We start from the raw sequence: 23504 nt of genomic DNA, 5'->3' as shown, positions 1-23504 counted from the left end.
AAAAATGATATAAGGAATATTCCTGATTATTTTGGAGAAAAACCCTTAGTGGAAAATACTACCCTGCAATCTGCTACTAAATCAATCTAGTTTTACGAAGCCTTTTTTGATTGCATATTTTATTAAATCTGCATTATTTTTGGTATTCAACTTTTTAGAAATCAAGGCTTTGTGTGATTCCACTGTTTTTTTGGAAATGTGGAGTTCATCGGAAATCTGTTGGTAGGTGAGTCCATTAGCAAAGCCTTTCAATATTTCAATTTCCCTTTCGCTTAGCTCCTTCTCATCTTGATGTAGATCCAGTTTGTTTTTTAAGCTTTGGTAAACGTCTTGTGATAGATTATAATCAATATAAATATTCTCTCTCATCACCTGTTGAATCGCTTCCACTACTATTTCTTTCCGACTGCTTTTCGAAACAAAACCATTCGCCCCAGCACGCAAGGCCATTTCTAAATAATTGATTTGATCATTGCCTGTAATCATTACAATTTTAGGTGCTATACTATTTGATTTTATCGATTTAGTGATTTCAATTCCTGACTTCTGCGGTAGGTCTATATCAAGCAAGATGACATCCGGTATTTTTTCTGACATTTCTTTTTCAAGTCCGCGATAATCACCTGCTGTAGCAATTACTTCTATTCCATTCTGGCCCATAAGCCCTAATTCCAGGCCATCACGCACTAACTCGTGATCATCCACAATAATGACCTTGATGGTGTTACTCTCATTCATGCTACAAATTTTAAAGTAAAGGTTGTACCAACGTTTTCTTTACTCTCTACCAAAATTTCTCCTTTCAGACGATCCATTATATCTTTGGTAAGTGATAGCCCCATTCCCATTCCGCTATTTTCATTCGCTTTCATTTTCTCATCTGAAAACAAAATGCCTTGTTGCTCTTTTCCAATTCCTATCCCATTGTCGTGGATAGTAAATATAATAGCACCATTTTTACGAGTAGCATATAAGTTGACTTCCCCTCCCTCCTCGGTAAATTTAATCGCATTATTTATTAAATTTCTGATGACGGTCTTGAATAATTCAGGGTGCGTATGAATAACAAAATCATCTTCCAATTTATACTCTAATCGGATTGATTTATTTTCTGCCAATGGGGACAGCAATCTAAATACTTGTTCAATCATCGGCTCTACGGCTAAATCTTGCAATTCAAGCCTTTCTTTTCCAATTTCCTTAGAAGCCCATGCCAAAAGATCGTTCAGCTGTGTTTCCACCTCTGCCGCATTAGTTTGCATTTTCTTTAAATAATGACTGATTTTAGCTTTATCCAAGTGGCTTTGATTCTCAACAAGCGCCTCTGTCATATTTCTGAATGCAGAAACTGGGTTTCTTAAATCATGCGAGATGATGGCAAACAATTTATCCTTTGTAGTATTTAGCTCTCTTAGCGCAGTGTTTTTATCAGTTAACAAAGTGGCATTTTTTTGTTTTTCTCTATATCTGACGTAAAATAATATCGCCAGGGCGAGTAAGAACGATACTGCCAAAATTAGAATTAGCCTAAACCTTCTTTCATTCTCTGCCTGTACTTTTTGCAGGGCTGTTTTATTTTCTAATAATTCTATTTTTTGCTCTTTGCTGCGCGTATCATATATTTTGGATAAAGATAAAATGGTATTTTGCCTTTTTTCCAAATTCAACGAATCAGTATAGGATAGATATAACCTTAAATCCTCAATGGCTTTTTTATTTTGTCCTATGGTTTCAAATATTTCCGAACGTAATTGGTAAATCTCACTTAATGCAGCTTTGTGATCCTTCGTTTTAAGTCTACCAATAACTTCGGTTAGATGGCGGATTGCATCATTGGTATTACCCATTAAATAATTGGCCTTTGCAACGATCATTAAGGCCTCAACATCATACTGATTTATGGTTTCGCTTTCAAAGTATTGCTGTAAACGGTACCCTAATTCACGAGCTGAATCAAATCGTTCCTGCTTCAATAATATTTTGCCTTTGACCAACCAGTTTTTATGTAAAGACAAAGAGTCGTTTATACTGATAGCCTGTCTGGTCGCTTTTTCAATAAAGAAAACGGCACTATCGATAGCACCTGTTTCCATGTAGGCATCGGCTAATTTTCCTAACCTAAGGATGAGCGTATTGTGATTATCTGCCCTCGTTTTTTCGACCTTTAAGCCATTCTTATAGTAAATAACTGCTTTTTTAAATTCGCCCATTCTGAAAAAAAGACTTCCTAGGTCAACCAAGTCATAAGCTAAAGCAACAGAATCCTGCAATTTGAAGTTGATTTCATATGAACGCTGGAAATACTCTTCAGCTAATTCAAAATTATTAAGATGCGTATGAATATTCCCTAAATGAGACAGTTGGGTAGATATCTCTGTAGAATCATTTGCACTTCGTGAAATTTTAAGGGCTTTCTCATAATAGGGTAAAGCTTCTACATATTGGCCTAAATATAAATAGCAGAAGCCTGCGTGACTATAGTTTTCTATGAGATAGACTGTATCAATCTCTGCTTCAGCAAGGTGCTCAATTGCTAACAAATAGCTTTCTAAGGACGCGTTTACGTCATTTAAGAAATAGAGCGCATCCGCTTTAATCTGATAAATTCTAGCACGTTTGGGTAAATTTTCTAGCTGCAAAAGTGAATCAGCTATCTTTACTACCTTATTAAAATCTTCGTTTTCGTAGTGTTTAAGCAACAGCAGCTCATTTTTATCCTTAGTACTTCCTTGGGCAGAAATGCTAGAATAAGATAATAGAAGAAAAAAAAGGATTTTGATTGCTTTCATTTAACTATAGTGAAAGCTCTAAAATACAAGAGAATTTTTCTAATTGATTGTAAAAAATAGACAATTAATGATATAAATTATTTTGTAATAGAAATTGTATCCAATTACTGTCCAGATTATTTATTTGATCTGGCGTACTTCCACTAAATTTTTGAATTGCTTTTATTAAATGTGATTGATCATAATAGCCCGATTTCGTCACCAAATCCATTCTATCAACACTTTGGTTTTTGATAATTTCCAATATGGCTGATTCGAATTGGGTTATACTGAAATATCTTTTTGGAGTAAGTCCAGTATACTTTTTGAAAAATCTGTAAAATGTTTTAGGATGCATTCCAACTGATTGGGGCACTACAGCAATTTCATATTTCCCTTTGCTTTTTTCGGCCAACTGTATGGCTGCTAATATTTCTGTACTATATTTCTTTTTACTATTGCTTAATTGCATCAGTAAGGCGCGATCTAAGGCGGATTTAAAATTTGTACGATTCACCTCATCAAAGTGAATATCATGATTAGAAGATTTGTACCTAACTATCTGATTGAGATTTTTTTTCATGTCAAAATCAAACAAATAATGTAATCCAACAGGAGTGAATTCAATCGCTATCACTTCCACCATTCCTGATGAAAACCTGACTTCTAGAGGAGTATCAAAACAATGCCTAACGCTAATTTTTGCCTGTTCGTAAGTTGAAATTTCCGTATTCAATTTCACTTTACCTCGTTTTAAAATCAAAATTTGATTCCTTCTATCGGCTGGAATCCAAAGTGGAGAATCCGGTGCTTCAAAAGATAAACTCAAATAGAATTTTACATAAGGACTTAAAGCCTTTGTAGGCTCTTCGTATTGAATGCTTTTGAAATTGATTGAATCCACTTACCGTTTGATGATTTTGACCACTCAAATTAAATTCTTTTGGCCAATAAAAAAAACCTCTGTATCACTACAGAGGCTCATGAAATAATCAATACTACTTACGGTTAATGTAATGTTCTTATTAAAGCTGGACTATTGCTAGCTACTCCTATATTTTATTGACTCAAAACAAACTCATATGTTCCATATTCACCTCTGGCGGTTTCTTCTTGGTAAACTATTGTAATTTTCAAGCTAGAATTATTAACTGAGGCGGTAAACAACCTTCCATCCTGGCGAACAAACTCGTCTTCCGTTTCAGCACTCTCAAAATCATAAGTACCGCTACTTGGCCATACTGGCGATCCATTATCAGTTGTATAGCTTTTATCCGAAATGGTCAAACTGAAATTTGAAAAATCTGAAATGACTGTTTGATCTTTCCTCACTTCGGTAGCTGTCCATTTACCTTGTAAACTTTCAATAATTTCATTTTGCATCTTTTCATTCGGTGGTGGATCTTTCGGAGTACATGAATTTATCAATACCATCACCAATGGAATCAAAACAACGCATTTAATTATATTCTTCATCTTAAATATTAATTTATGTTTTAGTTTGAATTATATTTCTATAAAGGCAATAACTAGTTTTCATACTAATTACTGCCTTTATAAAATTTTATTGTTTTACAAATCTATGTAATTGTGAATCTCTATCCGCTCGGATAAAATATAGACCTGAAGGCAATTCACTTACATTTATTTCTGTTTGAGTTCCTTCTGTAGAAACTTGCTTCAATAATTTACCTCTTGCATCATAAATACTCAATTCTTTTGAACTTTGATTATGCTCCATTTGCAAGATATCTTTTGCTGGATTAGGATAAATAAGCGTAGCATTCGATAATGATTTATCGTTTGAAGTCACACCTCCAACAGTATAACTTTCTTCTAGGCTACATCCGTTTTCATCCGTAACTATTACTGTATACTCACCTATTTCCAATTCATTAATAGATGATGTGGAAGCATCTGTATTCCAGCTATAGCTATAATCGCCAGTTCCTCCAGTCACGGTAAGACTGATGCTTCCGTTTCCAGTAATGCTATTACTATTCACAACTTCTGCCTCTATTTCTAGCGCATCTGGACTGTCAATAGTAATGGTGGTACTGGCTGTACATCCATTTATATCTGTAACTTCCACAGTGTACTCACCTGCTGCCAATTCTGTAAATATATTGGTTTCAACAGCTTCTGCTCCAGCTAAACTGTAGCTAAAAGGTGCCGTTCCTTCTGTAGTTTCAATAGTAATTGTTCCGTCCTTAGATCCTGAACAACTAACATTTGTCACAGAAGCAGAAGCATTGAAATCCAAACAAGGATCTTCTAGTACTTCAAAACTAATAGTAGCAGATGCCGAGTTGTAATTACTATTTCCTGCTTGGCTCACTATCACTTCTACTGTCCCAAGAGTTCCATTTAAAGTTAGAGTAGTACCTTCAATAGTTGCTGGTCCACTTACTTCATAAGTTAAGTCTAAACCACTAGTAGTAGATGCTTCTACTTCAAAAGGATCATCATTACTAAACTTATCCGAGATTTCTGAAATAGTGACTTCTTGATCAGCTTTATATACAGTTAAAGTTTGTTCAACAGGTATAGCCGCTTCGAATTCAGCATTACCCGACTGAGATGCCGTAATAATAGATTCACCTGCACCAATAATGGTAACAAGATTTCCATCAATTGTAGCCACTTCCAAATTACTTGAAGTATAACTTATTTCTAAACCTGCAGATGAAGACGCTTCTAATTCAAAAGTTTCATCACCAAAAGTTTTTTCAGGTAAACTACTGAATGTGATTTGTTGCCTTGCAGCATTGTAAACATTCCAAGTAAACCCATCTTCAGTTTCAAATTGTCCAGATTCCCAAAGAATTAAAACTGTTTCCTCAGCTTGTAATTCTAAACTAATTTCAGATTGATAAGTAGAATTTGAGGCATCATCATTTTCTGCTCGAATTGCTCCTCCACAACTATCGTAAATTTTAAGGATAGTGTCTTTGTCACTTGACTCAACAGTAGATGATATTTCATAGGTGCCTGCTTCATTAGCAGTAAAACTATACCACTGAGGAGTAAAGTCAGCTTGATACTGTCCTTCTTCTACTACTATAGGATCAGCACAAATATCACCCGCTACAGGGTCAGTTAATAACAAGGACCAATCAAAGTCTCCACCGGTTAAATTATTAAATCTAAAATAATAATCTGTTTCAGGCTCTGGCTCTAATGCAAAAACAGCACTATCTCTTGTCTGTAACACGCTACTATTATAGCAATTACTTATATAAACGGACATTTCCACACCAGTCCTCGAGTTGGCTTGTAACTTCTTTCCTGCAACATCAGCAGGAGTTGTATACTTATACCAATAGTCTTGCATCTCAGTAGCAGGAAGTGAATTTGTACCTAATGCAGCTGTATTAGCAATACTACAATCTTGACCTACTTCAGGAACTTCTACTTCTATAGTCCATTCGAAATTAGTTTCCCCACTAAGGTTTAGTCTAATAAAAAGTTCTTCATTTGCTTGATAGCCTGTAGTATAAAATCCTGAACCACCTGTAACATTACTTTCATCTGTTAAATTGTCACAAGTTCCTTTAAATATAGTTGCATCAACCATAAAAGGCCAGTCAAAATAAATACGTGTATCATCTAAATCAGGCATAGTAAAGGTATACCAGTAATACTTACCTTCTTCTGCAGGCATAGTATTCGTCCCTTCATTAGCTTCAACTGCTAAATCACATATATCTCCTGTTTGAAATTCAGAAACATCTAAAGTCCAATCAAAAGGTTCTGCATTACCTGCATTTATTCTAATTTTTATAATTTGGCTAGGTTCTGCATCATAATAAATAACCTTTCCATAGGATGAGGTTAAGTATTCAGTATATCCATCACAACCAGAATATAATCCTACAACATTGGAATTAGGTAAATCGATTGTCAATTTACCACCACTTTCAGGCATAGTAAATTCATACCAGTAGTAATTATCATCTGGTGCAGCTGCTTGGGTATTCGTTCCTACTGTAGCGGTAACTGCAGTTGAACATTCACTTTGACTATAGCTTAAAAAGCTATAAGAAATTAAAATTAATAATAGATAGAGTTTTCTCATTTATAAAAATTTTTAGTTGATTAAATCGCAAAACTAGATCGCTTAACAGTCTAATCAAAAGTAATTCGAATGTAATTACGGAAGTAATTAAATGTTGAAACATACATTTTATAAGTAATTAAAAACTAGTAAAGGTTTAAAACCAAAAACCTACTAAATTTCTAATTTTAATCCATTTTTTCACTTAAACAATGGTAAGAAGCGATGATTTGACTATACATTTTGCTCTTTAAAATTTATAAGAATTTTTAGTCTTTATTTTTAATCAAGATGGTTATCATTTTGCCTTCAAGGCAGATGAATTATTTAAAACCGAAAAATAAATTTTTGAACTTTAATTTTAACGTTTCGGTTTTTATGCTTTACTTTGAAACACTTATCCAGAAAGACTGAGGGAATGGGCCCTTTGAAGTCTTAGCAACCCTTCCAATGCAATTGCAAAAGGAAACGGTGCTAACTCCCATCTTGACAACTTTTAATGGTCAGGAAAAGATAAGAAGCAGCCTTTCTCATGGCACTTTCTGGATGCAAAATCATAAATATTCAGAATGAGCCGATTTTCTAAATCAATTCTTCAAGATAAAATTTTAGTACTCGATGGTGCAATGGGCACTATGATTCAAAACTATAAACTCTCGGAAACTGACTACCGTGGAGAACGTTTTGCCGATTATCCTTCCGATTTAAAAGGTAATAATGACTTATTATCCTTAACCCAACCTCAAATTATAAAAGATATCCATAGGGCATATCTCGATGCTGGAGCGGATATCATTGAAACCAATACCTTCAGTGGCACTACCATTGCCATGGCGGATTATGATATGCAAGATTTGGTTTGGGAACTCAATGAACAATCTGCCAGAATTGCGCGTGAGGTAACAGAGGAATATTCGGATAAGCCTAGATTTGTTGCAGGTTCTATAGGCCCTACCAATAGAACTGCTTCCCTGTCTCCTGATGTAAACAGACCAGGATTTAGAGCTACTTCCTTTGATGAATTAAAAATAGCTTATAAAGAACAAGCAGAGGCTTTAGCTGCTGGTGGAGTAGATATATTTCTAGTTGAAACTGTTTTTGATACACTGAACTGCAAAGCCGCTTTAATGGCTATACAGGAATTGAAAGAAGAAAAAGGAATCAATATTCCGGTGATGGTTTCTGGTACTATTACAGATGCCAGCGGCAGAACACTATCCGGTCAAACCGTTGAAGCATTTTGGAATAGTATCCGTCATTTTCCTTTGCTAAGTGTGGGATTCAATTGTGCTTTAGGGGCTGACCAGCTCAAAACCTATTTACAGCAATTAGCTAGGATTTCAGATGTAGCCATTTCCTGCCACCCGAATGCGGGATTGCCCAATGAATTTGGGGAATATGATGAAAGCCCTTCAGAAATGAGCGGCATTATCAAAAGCTATTTTGATGAAGGATTGGTCAATATCATTGGAGGTTGTTGCGGTACTCAACCCGAACACATCAAAGCCATTGCAGATTACGCTGCAAAATCTAAACCACATCAAATATCCTCTCAAAAGAAAATTATGCGATTGAGCGGTTTAGAACCTTTATCGGTTACTCCTGAAATCAATTTTGTAAATATTGGGGAAAGAACCAATGTATCCGGCTCAAAGAAATTTGCTCGCTTAATAAGAGAAGAGAAATTTGAAGAGGCAGTTGATATTGCCATTGACCAAGTTGAAGGCGGTGCTCAAATTATCGATATCAATATGGATGATGGTATGTTGGATGCTGTAAACGTACTGCCTAATTTCGTCAATCTAATTTCCTCAGAGCCTGATATTGCGCGACTTCCTTTTATGATTGATTCGTCCAAATGGGAGGTAATTGAAGCTGGATTAAAATGCTTGCAAGGCAAAGGTATTGTCAATTCTATCAGCTTAAAAGAAGGAGAAGAAGCGTTCCTTGCATCCGCTAAGAAAATAAAAAGCTATGGAGCAGCCGTAGTGGTGATGGCTTTTGACGAAAAAGGTCAGGCTGATACTTTTGAAAGAAAAATAGAAGTCTGTAAAAAATGTTATGATTTATTGGTCAATGAGGCAAAATTCCCAGCAGAGGATATCATATTCGATCCTAATATCTTGACCATTGGAACAGGGATGGAGGAGCATGATAATTATGCGGTGGACTATATCAATTCCATAAAATGGATAAAAGAAAATCTACCCTATGCTAAAACAAGTGGCGGAGTTAGTAACATCTCTTTTTCCTTCAGAGGAAATAATGTAGTCCGAGAAGCTATGCATTCTGCTTTCCTTTATCATGCCATCAAAGCCGGACTAGACATGGGAATAGTCAATCCTGGGATGTTAGAAGTCTATGATGAGATTGATAAAGAATTACTCGATTATGTAGAAGACTTGCTCTTCAACCGCAGACCGGATGCCACCGAACGATTAATGTCTTATGCTGAAAACTTAAAACCTGGAGAAAAAGCTGAAAAAGCCACGCAAGAATGGAGAAATCAACCGGTCAATAAGCGATTAGAACATGCTTTAATTAAAGGAATTACAGAACATATAGAAGAAGACACTGAAGAATCCAGGCTTCAAGCTGAACGTCCGCTGGATGTCATTGAAGGTCCATTGATGGATGGAATGAATATAGTAGGAGATTTATTCGGTGCTGGTAAAATGTTTTTGCCACAGGTGGTAAAAAGTGCTAGGGTGATGAAAAAGGCGGTGGCTATCCTCCTCCCCTATATTGAAGCAGAGAAAAAAGCCCAAGCCCCGAAAGCCCCCTACCCCCCAAAGGGGGAACAAGCCCAGCACTGGCAGACTGCAGACCCGATTCTATATGGTTTGATGAAGGATTTTGCTAAAGAAATGAGGCATGATCATCCTACTCAAGCTGAAGAAATCCTGTGGGATGCATTAAAAGGAAAACAACTTGAAGGATATAAATTTAGAAGACAACATATCGTTGGTGGCTATATCGCTGATTTCATTTGCTTAAAAGAAAATCTAATAATTGAAGTAGATGGACTTATCCATCAATTACCTGAAAACAAAGCCAATGATGAAGAAAGAACAAAATGGTTAGAAGAACAAGGATTCAAAGTAATTCGCTTCACCAACGCTGAAGTAATATCTCAGTTAGATGTTGTCCTAGAGAAAATTTTAAAAGCACTGACCAAAGCTCCCCCTTTGGGGGCGGGGGGGGCTGGCAATGGAAAAATTCTAATGGCTACTGTAAAAGGCGATGTTCACGACATCGGAAAAAATATAGTGAGCGTGGTTTTAGCCTGCAACAATTATGAAATAATCGACTTAGGCGTGATGGTTCCTTTGCAGAAAATACTGGAAGAAGCCGAAAAGCACCAAGTAGATATCATTGGTCTGAGTGGATTGATTACGCCTTCTCTGGATGAAATGATTTATGTAGTAGAGGAAATGGAAAAAAGAGGCTTAAAAACTCCTGTTATGATTGGTGGAGCTACTACTTCTCGAATTCATACAGCAGTAAAAATTAAGCCAAATTATACTGGGCCTGTCATTCATGTGAATGATGCTTCTCGATCTGTAACAGTTGCTGGTAAACTATTGGGGAAGGATAAAGAAGAGTTTTATAAAGAAATAGAAAGGGAATATGCAGAGGCAAAAGCTGGACACAGCAGAAGAGGTGAAAGCAAGAATTATGTAAGCATAGATGAAGCCCGTGCCAATAAATATCAAGTTGATTGGGATAGCTATCAACCGCATGCTCCAAAGAAAATTGGTAGTGAAGTTTTAAAGGATTATGACCTTAAGGAAATAGCTGAATACATTGACTGGACTCCATTTTTCCAAACATGGGAAATGAAAGGACGCTATCCTAAAATTTTAGATGATGCTGAAAAAGGTGTTGAGGCTAGAAAACTCTTTGCTGATGCACAGCAAATGTTGCAAGAAATCATTGATAATAAATTACTGTGCGCAAATGCCATTTTCGGACTTTTTCCTGCGCATACTAAAAACCATGACAGCATAGAAGTGTTTTCTGATGCAAATAAAACCCAAAAGTTGACTGAGTTCCATACGCTTCGTCAGCAAAATAAAAAGGGCGAGAAAAATCCTAATTATGCTTTTTCTGACTTCTTGGCTCCTTCAGAAGCAAATTATACTGATTATATGGGTTGCTTTGCAGTTACCACAGGAATTGGACTTGATAAGTTAACATCAAAATATGAAGCCGATCATGATGACTATAATAGCATCATGGCAAAAGCATTGGCAGACCGTTTAGCGGAAGCTTTTGCTGAGTTATTACACAAAAAAGTAAGGATTGAATATTGGGGCTATGCAGAAAATGAAACAATAGACAATGAAGGATTAATTAAGGAACAATATAAAGGCATCAGACCAGCTCCTGGTTATCCAGGATGCCCTGACCATACAGAAAAAATCACCTTATTTGAACTACTGGATGTAGAAAAGAAAACGGGAATAACACTGACCGAAAACTTAGCCATGTTACCAACCGCCTCAGTAAGCGGTTTCTATTTCGGACATCCTGAAAGTCGCTATTTCGGACTTGGCAAAATCGGGAAAGATCAGGTGGAAGATATTGCCAAACGCAAAAAGCAGGATTTCAAAGAAATAGAGAGATGGTTGAAGCCTAATTTGAATTACTAAATTAGGTTGGCAAGTTGGCAGGTTTACAAGTTGTCAAGTTCTCAGTTAATCTGATTTAGTTTCAATTAAAAAAAACTTGAATTAAAAAATAATAATTTGAAATGGCGACAATAAAAAGATTCGAAGATTTAGAAGTTTGGAAAGATGCCAGAGAGTTTACAAAAGTGATTTATCATATAACTACAAATGAAGGATTAAATAAGGATTATGCATTCAAAGACCAAATCAGAAGAGCTTCAATATCTATTATGAATAATATAGCTGAGGGTTTTGGAAGATATAGTAATAAAGATTTTCGAAGATTTTTAGATATAGCAACTGCATCAAATTTAGAGGTAAAAAGTATGCTTTATTTAGGATCTGATTTGGAATATATCCCAGAATCTAAACTTGATAATCTTATTCAACAAAACGAGAAACTTCATTATCAACTTTTAGCACTAATTAAATATTTAAGATCTAAATCGAATTAAAAATCAATATTAGAAATGCATGGCAACTTGACAACCTGCCAACTCGACAACCTGAAAACTTGAATCATGAAAGTAACTGAACACATAAATAACGCAAAAAAAACAGTTTTCTCATTTGAGATTTTACCTCCATTGAAAGGACAAAATATAAAAGCTTTATTCGAAAATATTGAGCCACTAATGGAATTCAAGCCTCCTTTTATCGATGTTACTTATCACAGGGAGGAATATATTTATAGAGATAAAGGCAATGGCTTATTGGAAAAGCGCACAACTCGAAAGCGACCAGGTACCGTTGGAATTTGCGCAGCCATAAAAAATAGATTTGACATTGACACAGTCCCTCACATTATTTGTGGCGGATTTAGTAAAGAAGAAACAGAAAATGCTTTAATAGATCTTGACTTCTTAGGAATTGATTCTGTTTTAGTTTTGCGAGGTGATCCTATAAAATCGGAAAATAAATTTGTTCCCGATCCTAATGGCCATGCTTATGCCATTGAATTGATGGAGCAGGTAGTGGACATGAACCAGGGAAAATACATAGACGAAGAGCTACAGTCTGCTACACCCACTGATTTTTGCATAGGTGTTGCTGGATATCCTGAAAAGCATTTCGAAGCTCCGAGTATGAAATCCGATCTGAAAATTTTGAAGCAGAAGGTAGAAAAGGGTGCAGAATATGTGGTGACCCAGATGTTTTTCGATAACCAAAAATATTTCGATTTTGTAAAGCTTTGTAGAGCGGAAGGAATTAATGTACCTATCATACCCGGATTAAAACCAATTACCTCGTTAAAACAAATGTCTGCCTTGCCAAGAACCTTTTACTTGGACTTGCCAGATGATTTGGTGGATGAACTTGAAAAATGCAAAGATAATGCAGCTGCAAAAGAAGTTGGGATTGAATGGTGCATTCAACAGTCAAAAGAACTGATTGAATTTGGTGCACCATGTCTACATTATTATTCTATGGGGAAATCTGATCCAATTTATAGAATTGCAGAAGGGGTATTTTAAAAACAATCAACTTTTCCAAAGTTCAATATTTTGGAAAAGTTGATTCTATCTTATTTATATCAATACAAAGCAGGAAACTGCTCCGGATCAAATTCATGCATCATGGCATAAATTCTTTCAAAAACATCCTCTATTTGTGGCTTACTGAAATAATCTCCATCTGATGCGTAAGCAGGTCTGTGCTCGTTTGAAGTAATCGTAATTGGTTGAGCATCCAAGTATTTATAAGCTTTCTGCTCTTCCAATACTTTTTGCATCATAAAACCTGTAGCGCCACCTGGAACATCTTCGTCTGCAAAAACTACTCGATTTGTTTTCTTAACCGATTCTACTATGCTGTGATCAATATCAAATGGCAATAAAGTCTGTACATCTATCACTTCACAAGAAATCCCCTGATCTGCTAACTGATTAGCTGCATCCATTACCACTCTGCACATAGAACCATATGTTACAATAGTTACATCACTTCCTTCTCTGATTACTTCTGGCTGACCTAAAGGAACAGTGAACTCACCAACATTTTCTGGTAAAGATTCTTTTAATCTATAGCCATTCAAGCATTCAATAATTAGTGCCGTATCATCGGACTGCAACATAGTGTTGTAAAATCCTGCTGCCTGAGTCATATTTCTTGGAACCAATACATAAATCCCTCTGATAGCATTTAAAATCATGCCCATAGGAGATCCTGAATGCCAAACACCTTCTAAACGGTGACCTCTCGTCCGTATAATTAATGGCGCTTTCTGCCCACCTTTAGTTCTGTATTGAAGAGATGCCAAATCATCTGACATAATTTGAATGGCATACAATAAATAATCTAAATATTGAATTTCGGCTATTGGTCTTAAACCTCTCAAGGCTGTTCCTATTCCTTGACCTAAGATGGTACATTCGCGAATACCAGTATCCATCACCCGCAAATCACCATACTTTTCCTGCAACCCTGCGAAGGCTTGGTTTACATCACCAATTTTACCAACATCCTCACCAAAAGCAAATACCCTTTGATCACGAGCTAGTGCTGCATCAAAACAAGCTTGCAATACTTCTCTACCATCTACTTTTTTAGGATCATTAGAATACTCTGGATTTATTACCTCAACCTTTAAAGCAGATTCATCTGATTCGCTATATAAATGAGAACTATAGCGATCATGCCCTTCTTCATTTACAGCTTTCAACCAATTAATAAGCTTTTGCTTAGCTTCACCTTGGTGATTGATAACCAATCGTAACGCCTTTTTAACGGCTTTGATATTATCCAATCTTAATGGATTCATTGCTGATTTCAACTCCTGTGCAATTTCGGAAATCTCATTTTGGTCAGATTCCTCTGCCAAAGCTTTCAACAATCCTAAAGCTTCTTTCTGCTGCTCTTTAATTTCACCTATAAAGGCTTTCCAAGCTGCATCTTTAGCATCCTTTGCTGTCTTTTTAGCTTCATTCTCTATCTCATCTAATTCCTTTACAGAAGCAATTTTATTGTCAAGAATATATTTCCTGAATTGGTTTAAGCAATCATATTCTGCTTCCCATTCCAATCTTTCTTTTGACTTATAACGTTCATGAGAACCTGAGGTAGAGTGACCTTGCGGCTGTGTCATATCATAAACATGCACCAAAGATGGAACATGTTCTTCGCGGGAAATTTTTGCAGCCTTTTGATAGGTCTCTACCAAAGCTTCATAATCCCAACCTTTAACTGTTAAGATTTCATATCCCTTTTTATCTTTTGTTCTTTGGAAACCGGCCAAAGCCTCAGAGATACTACTTTTAGTGGTATGGAATTCCTGCGGGACACTTATTCCATAATGATCATCCCAAACAGAGACCAACATAGGAATTTGTAAAACCCCAGCAGCATTTATCGATTCATAGAACATCCCTTCCGAAGTGGAAGCATTTCCTATGGTTCCGAAAGCCACTTCATTTCCATTAATGGAATACTGTTCGAATTCCTTTTTATTTAATTCTTTATTATTTCTGAATAATTTTGAAGCAAAAGCTAATCCTACCAATCTGGGCATTTGTGCTGCCGTTGGTGAAACATCAGAAGAGCTATTTTTGCTTTCTGTCAATTTTGTGTATTTCCCTGCTTCATCCAACATTCTAGTGGCGAAGTGTCCATTCATTAATCGACCAGCAGAAGCAGGATCGGCATTAACGTCTGTATGAGCATAAAGCTGAGCAAAATATTCTTGTATGCCTAACTCACCAATGGCAAACATGAAAGTTTGGTCACGGTAATAACCAGACCTAAAATCTCCATTTTGGAAAGATTTAGCCATAGCTAATTGTGCTAATTCTTTTCCGTCACCGAAAATCCCGAATTTAGCTTTACCCATGAAAACTTCTTTACGCCCCATCAAACTGGCATGCCTACTCTCCCATCCTAAACGAAAATCGTTTAAGACCTCCTCCTTAGAAAAAGAGGATTTTTTATTCTTATTGCTTTTGGTGGTTGTCATCAGCTTTGTGTTTTATTGAGAAAATACAAGCTCACTTTTTAAGTAAGTTCAACAAAAATAACCAAAATGATGAGGCTTTCAAATCCTAATTTGACAGTTAAGCCTAACAAGCGTTTGGAAAGCACAAGTCAGTTTATATTTTTGGCTTTTATCATTCTGTCAAAATAATATTTCACCAAACATTAACGAACTATAAAGATTCAAAATAAAATATTAATCTGATTTTGAAATTAATAAATAAAGTGTCTTAAAAAAGTATACACAAAGTCTGTAATTTCTATTGTTTGCTTTATATTTGCCCCCATTAGGAAACATTAAAATTATTTTGTTATGATCATTGGGGTACCAAAAGAAATCAAAAACAACGAAAACCGTGTCGCCTTGACACCGGCCGGTACACAAGAGTTGGTCAAAAGAGGCCACCAAGTATTTGTACAGGCTACTGCCGGAGAAGGAAGTGGTTTTTTGGATGAAGATTATGTAGAATCAGGTGCTCAAATTTTACCTGACATTCAAAGCACTTATGCGAAAGCTGAGATGATTATGAAGGTAAAAGAGCCTATAGAAGAGGAATATGAATTGATCAAAGAAGATCAATTGGTATTTACTTACTTCCACTTTGCCGCTTATGAAGGTTTAACCAAGGCAATGATCAAAAATAAGTCAATCTGTTTGGCTTATGAAACTGTGGAGAAAACAGATAAAAGCTTACCCCTTTTGGTACCAATGTCTGAGGTAGCGGGAAGAATGTCTATTCAGGAAGGTGCGAAATACTTAGAAAAACCATTAAAAGGAAGAGGAATTTTATTAGGTGGTGTACCTGGTGTTCGCCCTGCTAAAGTTATGATTATGGGCGGTGGTGTTGTTGGAACAAATGCTGCTAAAATGGCTGCCGGTATGGGCGCTGATGTTACCATCATGGATGTAAACCTACAACGTTTACGTTATTTGGATGATGTAATGCCTGCAAATGTTAACACTTTTATGTCTAATGAATACAACATTCGCGAGATGTTACATAGAGTTGATTTAATTATTGGAGCAGTTTTAATTCCAGGTGGAAAAGCACCACACTTAATCACTCGTGATATGTTAAAAGAAATGAGACCAGGAACGGTACTTGTTGATGTTGCTGTGGATCAAGGTGGATGTATTGAAACATGTAAGCCTACGACTCACGAAGATCCTACTTATATTATTGATGATGTAGTACACTACTGTGTAGCTAACATGCCAGGAGCAGTTCCTTATACTTCTACATTGGCACTAACAAATGCTACACTTCCTTATGCTATTCAATTAGCAAACAAAGGATGGGTAAAAGCTTGTCAGGAAAATAGAGAATTAGCTTTAGGATTAAATGTTATCAAAGGAGATGTGGTTTATGATGCTGTTGCTGAAGCTTACGATTTAGAGCACGTTCCATTTGAGAAATATTTGGGAGATGTTTGGGGAAAATTAAAAGATTAAAAATTATTAATTCAAATAATAGAAAGCCTTTTTGTATTACTACAAAAAGGCTTTTTTTTTAGTCTTAATCAGCCTTTAAATTATAAGAAGCTGTTAATAATATAATTTGAGTTTCTCTTTTTCGTGTAAATGTTTGCTCAAATTCAGGACCAAAATTTTCTCCTCTGAAATTTCGAGTATCAAATAAATCTCTGAAACTAGCACTTATGCTTAATTGCTTATTAAGGAAATATCTTTGCAAGCTTCCATCCACATAATATCGAGCTAAATCTCTACCTTGAGCCTCAATTTCAGGAGCAAAATAATTTCCAGTAAATTGAAGGTTTATACCTAATGGCAAACTGATATCTGTGGTAACTTTAGCATACCAAGATAAACCTCTATTTGTAAAGCTTTCATCTAAATTAGTACCATCAATTCTTGATTCAAATATTGAGTAACTGGCATTCAAATTCCACCAGTCTGCTAATTCAGTAGTATTTATAAATTCAACTCCATATAAATCTGCAGTATTTAAATTTTGTGGGCCTCTATAGGAAATACCATCTTCAACCCTCACAATCCAATCTACCTGCCCATTGATTCTTCTATAAAAAGCATTAGTAGTCAAGGTAAATCCTCCCTTTTGATACATATGACCCAATTCAAAAGAATTTATATATTCAGGTTGAAGATTAGGCGCTCCTACCCTCACATTCAATGAATCTGCAAAATCTGGAAATGGATTTAAACTCCATCCATTCGGTCTATCTATCCTTCTGGAGTAAGTTGATTTTAAAATATGATGATCATTCAGGTGATATGCTAACTGCACACTTGGAAAGAAATCAAGATAACGTTGATTGTTATTTAAGTCTTCTACTGCGACTAATGAATTTTCCACATTCAACAATTCATTTTCCAGTAATGTTTGCTCGGCTCTTAAACCAACAGCATAATTGAAATTTGGTATACTGTCAGAATATATAGCATAAAGGGCATGTATCTGATCTTGATAAATAAAGCGATTACTAATACTGTCGTATGATTGAAAATTTTCTGATTGCGGATTCCCTAATCCATATTTATAATCGTTATCAAATTTTCTAAAAATAGACTTATAACCAGTTTCTATCAATCCACCTAAAACAGGTGTTGCATAATCTAATTGGATGACAGAAGTATTTCTAAACTCATCCGTTGTACTTCCCTCAATTCTATTAGGATCTCTTCCTTCATCTTCTAATGTATTATTATAAATATCGATTTTTTGATTCTCAACTTGATCTCTGATGGAAACGCTAGCTAATGCTCTAAAAAATTTATCCTTATCATCAAAATCTCTTTCATATATTAAAGCATTATCATAAGTGTAATTCTGCTCTGTTTCATTATTGTTTCTCACGTATCTAGTCGAAAATTCATCATTATCTAGATTTTGAATAAAAGCCTTGCTCGACTCATAATCACTTTCATCTTCAGTATTAAATACTCCTTCAATACTTAATTTATTCTGTCCCCAGAAATAATCTCCGCCATAGTTAACTGTATGTTCTGAGTCTTCATTTCTACCTTCTTGCTCTTGACGAAATAATTCGTTTTCTCCGTTAAATGTACTTCTTCTTTCTGTTTCCCTACTTCCTACTCTAGGCCACTTTCTATAGCTGTATCCTCCATAAATGGCATATCTAGCAGTTCTTTGAGATAAATTCACACTGGCATTTGTACGCATTCGAGTTCCCATTGTCAATTCAGCTCGCGCATTAGTCCCTAACTCTTCACCTCTTTTCAATTTGATATTAATTACCCCACCATCTGCAGATGCATCATATTTTGCATTGGGATTATTTATAATTTCTACCGTTTCAATTGCACTTGCTGGAATTTGCTCTAAATCAGTAGCTAAAGCTGAGTTTCTTCCATCAATTAACACATTTGTACTTCCACTACCTCTTAAAGATACACTTCCGTCATCTGATACATTTACGGAAGGCGTATTTCTTAAAATATCTAAAAGCGTACCTCCTACATTTGCTATTGTTTCATCAGGTTTAATTTCCATTCCTTCCATAGTAGTCATTACAGGTCGTCTTACTTCGTTTCCTTCCACTACTACTTCGTCCATAATTTCCTCTTCAACTGAAAGTTCTATATCACCCAAATTCACACCACCTTCGTGAACGGTAATTTTTTGTTCAAAATCTTGGTACCCAACAAATGAAACTATCATTCTATAATCACCAGGCTCAATTGAAATATTAAAACTTCCGCTTTCATCAGTAGTAGCTCCTGTAACAGGCGATTGGCTATCACTTTGATAAAATGCGACTTGAGCAAAAGGAATTACTTTACCTGAATCAGGATCAGAAATTATTCCTTCTACAATTGCATTTTGAGCAAAAACTGGATTTAAAATAAGAAATGATAAGAATAAAATTAGAGTGTATTTCATTAGTTTTTTTCAATGTCGATACACTTAATTGAACTGCTGAAAGCTATAAAAGTTTAAATTTTAAGAAGAAACCTCAGCCACACATTTTAATTCAATGGCTATGGGTGTTGGCAAGGCATTTATCTCCACTGTAGTTCTGCAAGGCTGAATATCCTTGAAATAATCGGCATACACCTTATTAAAAGTAGAAAAATCATCTTTCATATTAGTAAGGAAGACTTGCACATCCACTAACTTATCCCAACTGCTACCACAATCTTCTAAAATCATACGAACATTCTCAAAAACTGATTTGCATTGAGTTTCAATATCATAAGAAACTATCTCTCCTTTATCATTCAGCTCCACACCTGGAATATTTTTACTATCCTTTTTTCTGGGACCAACTCCTGAAAGAAATAGCAAACCACCCACTTTTCGAGCATGTGGATATAAGCCAACGGGTAATGGTGCACGATCTGAGTTTCTGATATTATCTTCCATTATGCTACTGTTTTCGGTAATTGTTCTTTTACTTTTTTTGCCTGATTGATATGCCGCTTAGTATGCCGCATCATGATATACAATTGTTCGCCTACATTGAATTTCAATAATTTACTTAATGGACTGTAAGTATGAACATGCTGATGATCGTAAGCACAGGCTTTCAATGATACACCAATGATTTCTTCCTGCAATTTTAAAAATTCTTCAAGGGTTTCATGACCTTTCTCTACTTTATTTTCTTTTACAGGCTTGAAAATCTTAGGCGCAGGGACTTTCCATTTATATTTTGGATCAACTGCATATAGAAATAATTTTCCTGTGATTGAGAAATTGATAGGGTATTCGATGGTTTTGACTTCTGCTTTTTGCAGTCGCTTTTCTATATCCTTTATATAAATTGAATTAGCAATGATGATATGTTGCAGACATTCCGCAATCGACCATTTATCAGGTGCAGGTTTCCAAACTAACTCTTCTTCGCTTAAATCTTGAAACTCATAGGTAGTAGTTTCTTCTATTTCTTTTAAGTCTTTAATTACGTCTTTTAGCCAAATCATATTTGCTTATCGGATTTCAGGGAGAAAGGTTAGGGAAATTATGTAGTTTCCATTGCCTTATAAATTACTTTGAATAAACTCATCCATCTGGGTCGAATACCATTTACCAAATCCACCAGTCTCAATTTCATGCTGAAATCCCATTAAATGCCCTCCATCATAAATTTTAACTTCTGGTTCTACAGTAAATTTATGTCTATTTGATTTAGCATCCTGAGCTGTAGTGACTTTATCCTCTGTTCCTGCAAAAAGCAAAATGGGAATATCGATTGCTTTCCATTTTAAGAAATATTCATCAGATTTAATTGGTGAAAAGGTCTCATTTCCCTTTAGAGATTTTATTCTTCGGATATGATCTTCAGGATTATAAACGAATGCATCGTAAATCAGAAAATCTATTTTATCCTTAATATCTTCAAAAGTATAAGTGGTGACCATAGTGCCCATTGACAACGCCCAAATACCTAGTTTTTGATCTTTAAATCTACTTTCAGTGAAATCTACAATCGCTTTTAAATCATTGGAAAACTCAGTATGAAACAAATATTCAGATTTGATTTTAAAATCAGAACTTTTGCCAAATCCTCTATAGTCAAAAGTGACCACTGTATATCCTAAATTTGCCATAATGGAAGCATGATAAACGAAATAGGACATATTTCCTGCGTCAGGATAAGCCAAAATCAGAACCTCATCTTTTTGGTTTTCAGGATTAGCGGCATAAATCCAAGTATTCAAATCATAACCATCTTCTGTAGTAATTATTAATTCTTCATATTCCCAACCAATGGAATCGGGAGTCATAGTATATTCCCTGTCAGGGTCAATGGCTATTAGGTTTAATGGGAGGAAAAGAAGGATTAGGAATTTACTCATGGGTTAATTATGTCTAATTGAAAATTGACTTTTATTTTGACAGTAAACTATTAAATCTAGAATATATTTAAATATTATTCAAATAATTTGAACCTGAATAAATCTGAACAATAGTGTCGTAATCATCTACCTAAGCCAAGAATTTTATTTTGGCAATTCCGTTTTTAAAGACAGGTAGTTTGACTACAGACAATTTCAGGGCTTTGTGCCTATTTGCAATAATTTCAATAACCTTTAGAATAAACTTACTGAAAGTTTGATTTTTTTCGACATTAAATTACCTTTATAAAAATTAATATATATTACATTTATCAACAAACATTTTTAAAGTAATAAAACCAAAACCTTATGCCCCGTCCTCCCCCATGATATTCATTTATAGAAATTTTAAAATAAGTCAAAGTAAAACCTATACATTTTTTTTTTATAAAATGAACCAATTAATAAAAAACACTACATTAATAATTCTTATAGTTCTAACAATCTCTTGTCAAGAAAATAAAGAATTCGATAAATTTACCGAAAACGTAAACATAAAATCTAATCAGTTTGAATATTACAATAAAGAAGACAACAATAATAAAAACCGAAATAAAATAACAAAAAACTTAGCTGAAGCTTTGAATAATGGTGATTTTAGAAATTACCTATATGAAGAAGCACAGAAGCAAATTGATGGTGATTTTAATGTCTATCTTCGAAAGATATTTGAAGATTATAAAAATGAAAATTTTCAATTTAAAGAGGAAGTTGAATCCATATTGTTGATTTCAAAAAAGAATCCTAATAAAGATTTAGCTCAAATTGAAAAAGATGATCCAAATTTAACAATTAGTATTCCAATCAATTTTGACAAATGGAATCCAGATACTCAAATACCTAATGTCTATTATCTTCCAAACAAATTTGATGAAAAGGAATTAAAATTCTTAAAAGGTTATGATAATCAAGGAAAAAAAATAAAAATAGATGCAAATGATCCACCACAGGACCCTGTTATAGTCTTGAGAAAATCTGAAAGCGTACCAGATGATTTTGATTATAAAGGACAAAAAACAAACGATGCTTTGAGAACCGAAATTTCTAGTAGAAGCATTACAAAAGAACCAATTCTTTTAGACCCAATAGAATGCGAATACGAAAGTGTACCTGGGAAAATTGAATCTGGATCTGCGACACTTTCTGGAAACTACCTGCAATTAAATTGGACTGCGGCAAGCAATGCAGTATCGTATAGAATTTATAAATATTCAGATTATACAGCTAGCTATAGTTTCATTGGAAATACAGAATCTACCTACTTCAATTATTCGCCCTCAATAAATGATGCAGTATCTTACTATAAAATTGAAGCCTATAATTGCAAAGGCATTTCTTTTATAGGTATTTCAACCGACCATTGTTTACCTGAAATTCCAATGGCAACTGCTGTAACTCCTAAACCTACTGGTATAGAGGTGCAATGGAATAAAGTGGATAATGCTTCAGGATATCACTTAGATTACTGGGCCGATGGAGAAGCAAATCGCAGAAGAAAAACCATTAACTCAGGCAATACTTTAAGCGGAACAATCACAGGTTATTCTTCTGGTCAACACATTAATATTAAATTGAGTGCTTTCAATCAATGTGGGCGACTAGAATCATCTAAATTAATTGGTACTTATTACTCAAAGAGAAGCTCTGATAAATTTTTTACTCTTGACCATATTAAGTATAAAAATAAAGTAGAGCCATGGTACTTAGGAGATTTAGATTGGCGTATTCACTTAGTGCTTCAATCCGAAAACAATCCAGATACACGTACTTATGATGAACAGTTTGAATTTAAAACAACGAATTATAACGATTGGGGATTTGGTGATAATAACGATATTGTAACAGCGGAAGTAAATAAAAAGTTTTTTCAATGGAAGGCCGAAGATGATGGTTACATATGTGTATTTGGTATAGTAGAATACGATTATAAGGCTAGCGAAGGTAATTCAGAACTAAATCTAGCTGCAAAAGTCAAATTAACAGGTACTAAAGATACGAAGTGGGGTAGTGCAGAAGGAACTGTTACTGCTGATTGGGCAGGCACAATTAAATTTAGTAATATTGAAGATGAAGTATGGGATCCAAATTATATGTATCACTGGGAAGACCCAGAGAAAACTTATACCTTTTCTGAACGAAACCATTCTAAAGGAGAAATAGATGTCAAATTCACAGAGTCATACTAAACAAGAAAAATC

The 23504-nt window shown here is 35.0% G+C and carries 15 protein-coding genes and 1 riboswitch; of the genes, 5 read left to right on the top strand and 10 right to left on the bottom strand.

The features are described from left to right. Nucleotides 1-81: 81 nt before the first annotated feature. The 5 genes from QYS49_RS09780 to QYS49_RS09760 form a co-directional block, all read right to left on the bottom strand. Nucleotides 82-738 (bottom strand): response regulator transcription factor, encoded by a 657-nt coding sequence (locus tag QYS49_RS09780; protein ID WP_308347046.1) that lies wholly within the window; start codon nucleotides 736-738, stop codon nucleotides 82-84. Further along, a complete protein-coding gene (locus QYS49_RS09775) occupies nucleotides 735-2789 on the bottom strand; it encodes an ATP-binding protein (protein WP_308347045.1) in 2055 nt (684 codons plus the stop codon). Before QYS49_RS09775 ends, QYS49_RS09780 begins: the two co-directional genes overlap by 4 nt. 64 nt (nucleotides 2790-2853) lie before the next feature. After that, nucleotides 2854-3672, bottom strand: coding sequence for an AraC family transcriptional regulator (locus tag QYS49_RS09770; protein ID WP_308347044.1), 819 nt, complete (start codon nucleotides 3670-3672; stop codon nucleotides 2854-2856). Nucleotides 3673-3827: 155 nt separating this feature from the next. Further along, a complete protein-coding gene (locus tag QYS49_RS09765) occupies nucleotides 3828-4244 on the bottom strand; it encodes a hypothetical protein (protein ID WP_308347043.1) in 417 nt (138 codons plus the stop codon). 88 nt (nucleotides 4245-4332) lie between these two features. Then, nucleotides 4333-6846, bottom strand: coding sequence for a T9SS type A sorting domain-containing protein (locus QYS49_RS09760; protein ID WP_308347042.1), 2514 nt, complete (start codon nucleotides 6844-6846; stop codon nucleotides 4333-4335). Between the two features lie 373 nt (nucleotides 6847-7219). Continuing rightward, nucleotides 7220-7345: riboswitch (SAM riboswitch) on the top strand. 49 nt (nucleotides 7346-7394) lie between these two features. On the opposite strand from QYS49_RS09760, the gene metH reads away from it, so the two are divergent. From metH to metF, 3 genes are all read left to right on the top strand, one after another. Beyond that, the gene (metH, locus tag QYS49_RS09755; protein WP_308347041.1) at nucleotides 7395-11480 is read left to right on the top strand and encodes a methionine synthase; all 4086 of its coding nucleotides are present in this window, start codon (nucleotides 7395-7397) and stop codon (nucleotides 11478-11480) included. A gap of 101 nt (nucleotides 11481-11581) precedes the next feature. Then, nucleotides 11582-11953 carry a four helix bundle protein gene (locus tag QYS49_RS09750; RefSeq protein ID WP_308347040.1) on the top strand — a complete coding sequence of 124 codons (372 nt, stop codon included), beginning with the start codon at nucleotides 11582-11584 and terminating at the stop codon, nucleotides 11951-11953. Nucleotides 11954-12019: 66 nt separating this feature from the next. Continuing rightward, a complete protein-coding gene (gene metF, locus QYS49_RS09745; RefSeq protein ID WP_308347039.1) occupies nucleotides 12020-12973 on the top strand; it encodes a methylenetetrahydrofolate reductase [NAD(P)H] in 954 nt (317 codons plus the stop codon). 59 nt (nucleotides 12974-13032) lie between these two features. Here metF and QYS49_RS09740 read toward each other — a convergent pair whose 3' ends face one another. Then, complete coding sequence (locus QYS49_RS09740; protein ID WP_308347037.1) at nucleotides 13033-15447, bottom strand: alpha-ketoacid dehydrogenase subunit alpha/beta; 2415 nt, start codon at nucleotides 15445-15447, stop codon at nucleotides 13033-13035. Between the two features lie 330 nt (nucleotides 15448-15777). Between QYS49_RS09740 and ald the strand changes: the two genes are divergently transcribed. Continuing rightward, a complete protein-coding gene (gene ald, locus QYS49_RS09735) occupies nucleotides 15778-16917 on the top strand; it encodes an alanine dehydrogenase (RefSeq protein WP_308347035.1) in 1140 nt (379 codons plus the stop codon). 64 nt (nucleotides 16918-16981) lie between these two features. On the opposite strand, the gene QYS49_RS09730 is transcribed toward ald, so the two are convergent. Genes QYS49_RS09730 through QYS49_RS09715 form a run of 4 tightly spaced genes read right to left on the bottom strand, consistent with a single transcriptional unit; the run spans nucleotide 16982 to nucleotide 21267 of the window. Then, the gene (locus QYS49_RS09730; protein WP_308347033.1) at nucleotides 16982-19348 is read right to left on the bottom strand and encodes a TonB-dependent receptor; all 2367 of its coding nucleotides are present in this window, start codon (nucleotides 19346-19348) and stop codon (nucleotides 16982-16984) included. A 60-nt stretch (nucleotides 19349-19408) separates the two neighbouring features. After that, nucleotides 19409-19831 (bottom strand): RidA family protein, encoded by a 423-nt coding sequence (locus QYS49_RS09725; RefSeq protein WP_308347032.1) that lies wholly within the window; start codon nucleotides 19829-19831, stop codon nucleotides 19409-19411. Beyond that, a complete protein-coding gene (locus tag QYS49_RS09720) occupies nucleotides 19831-20391 on the bottom strand; it encodes a DinB family protein (protein ID WP_308347031.1) in 561 nt (186 codons plus the stop codon). The genes QYS49_RS09725 and QYS49_RS09720 overlap by 1 nt, the downstream gene beginning before the upstream one ends. Before the next feature lie 57 nt (nucleotides 20392-20448). Beyond that, nucleotides 20449-21267 (bottom strand): alpha/beta hydrolase, encoded by an 819-nt coding sequence (locus QYS49_RS09715; protein WP_308347030.1) that lies wholly within the window; start codon nucleotides 21265-21267, stop codon nucleotides 20449-20451. A gap of 431 nt (nucleotides 21268-21698) precedes the next feature. Here QYS49_RS09715 and QYS49_RS09710 point away from each other — a divergent pair, with 431 nt between their 5' ends. Beyond that, on the top strand, nucleotides 21699-23492 hold the full coding sequence (locus QYS49_RS09710) for a fibronectin type III domain-containing protein (protein WP_308347029.1): 1794 nt from the start codon (nucleotides 21699-21701) through the stop codon (nucleotides 23490-23492). Nucleotides 23493-23504 lie beyond the last annotated feature (12 nt).

This window comes from Marivirga salinae (genome assembly GCF_030503855.1).
GTDB lineage: Bacteria > Bacteroidota > Bacteroidia > Cytophagales > Cyclobacteriaceae > Marivirga > Marivirga salinarum.
This window is presented reverse-complemented; position numbering and strand designations above follow the sequence as displayed.

Coding starts and splice junctions, on each gene's coding strand:
- QYS49_RS09780 (WP_308347046.1), bottom strand. CDS start 738: ATGAATGAGAGTAACACCATCAAGGTCATTATTGTGGATGATCACGAG.
- QYS49_RS09775 (WP_308347045.1), bottom strand. CDS start 2,789: ATGAAAGCAATCAAAATCCTTTTTTTTCTTCTATTATCTTATTCTAGC.
- QYS49_RS09765 (WP_308347043.1), bottom strand. CDS start 4,244: ATGAAGAATATAATTAAATGCGTTGTTTTGATTCCATTGGTGATGGTA.
- QYS49_RS09760 (WP_308347042.1), bottom strand. CDS start 6,846: ATGAGAAAACTCTATCTATTATTAATTTTAATTTCTTATAGCTTTTTA.
- metH (WP_308347041.1), top strand. CDS start 7,395: ATGAGCCGATTTTCTAAATCAATTCTTCAAGATAAAATTTTAGTACTC.
- QYS49_RS09750 (WP_308347040.1), top strand. CDS start 11,582: ATGGCGACAATAAAAAGATTCGAAGATTTAGAAGTTTGGAAAGATGCC.
- metF (WP_308347039.1), top strand. CDS start 12,020: ATGAAAGTAACTGAACACATAAATAACGCAAAAAAAACAGTTTTCTCA.
- QYS49_RS09740 (WP_308347037.1), bottom strand. CDS start 15,447: ATGACAACCACCAAAAGCAATAAGAATAAAAAATCCTCTTTTTCTAAG.
- ald (WP_308347035.1), top strand. CDS start 15,778: ATGATCATTGGGGTACCAAAAGAAATCAAAAACAACGAAAACCGTGTC.
- QYS49_RS09730 (WP_308347033.1), bottom strand. CDS start 19,348: ATGAAATACACTCTAATTTTATTCTTATCATTTCTTATTTTAAATCCA.
- QYS49_RS09725 (WP_308347032.1), bottom strand. CDS start 19,831: ATGGAAGATAATATCAGAAACTCAGATCGTGCACCATTACCCGTTGGC.
- QYS49_RS09720 (WP_308347031.1), bottom strand. CDS start 20,391: ATGATTTGGCTAAAAGACGTAATTAAAGACTTAAAAGAAATAGAAGAA.
- QYS49_RS09715 (WP_308347030.1), bottom strand. CDS start 21,267: ATGAGTAAATTCCTAATCCTTCTTTTCCTCCCATTAAACCTAATAGCC.
- QYS49_RS09710 (WP_308347029.1), top strand. CDS start 21,699: ATGAACCAATTAATAAAAAACACTACATTAATAATTCTTATAGTTCTA.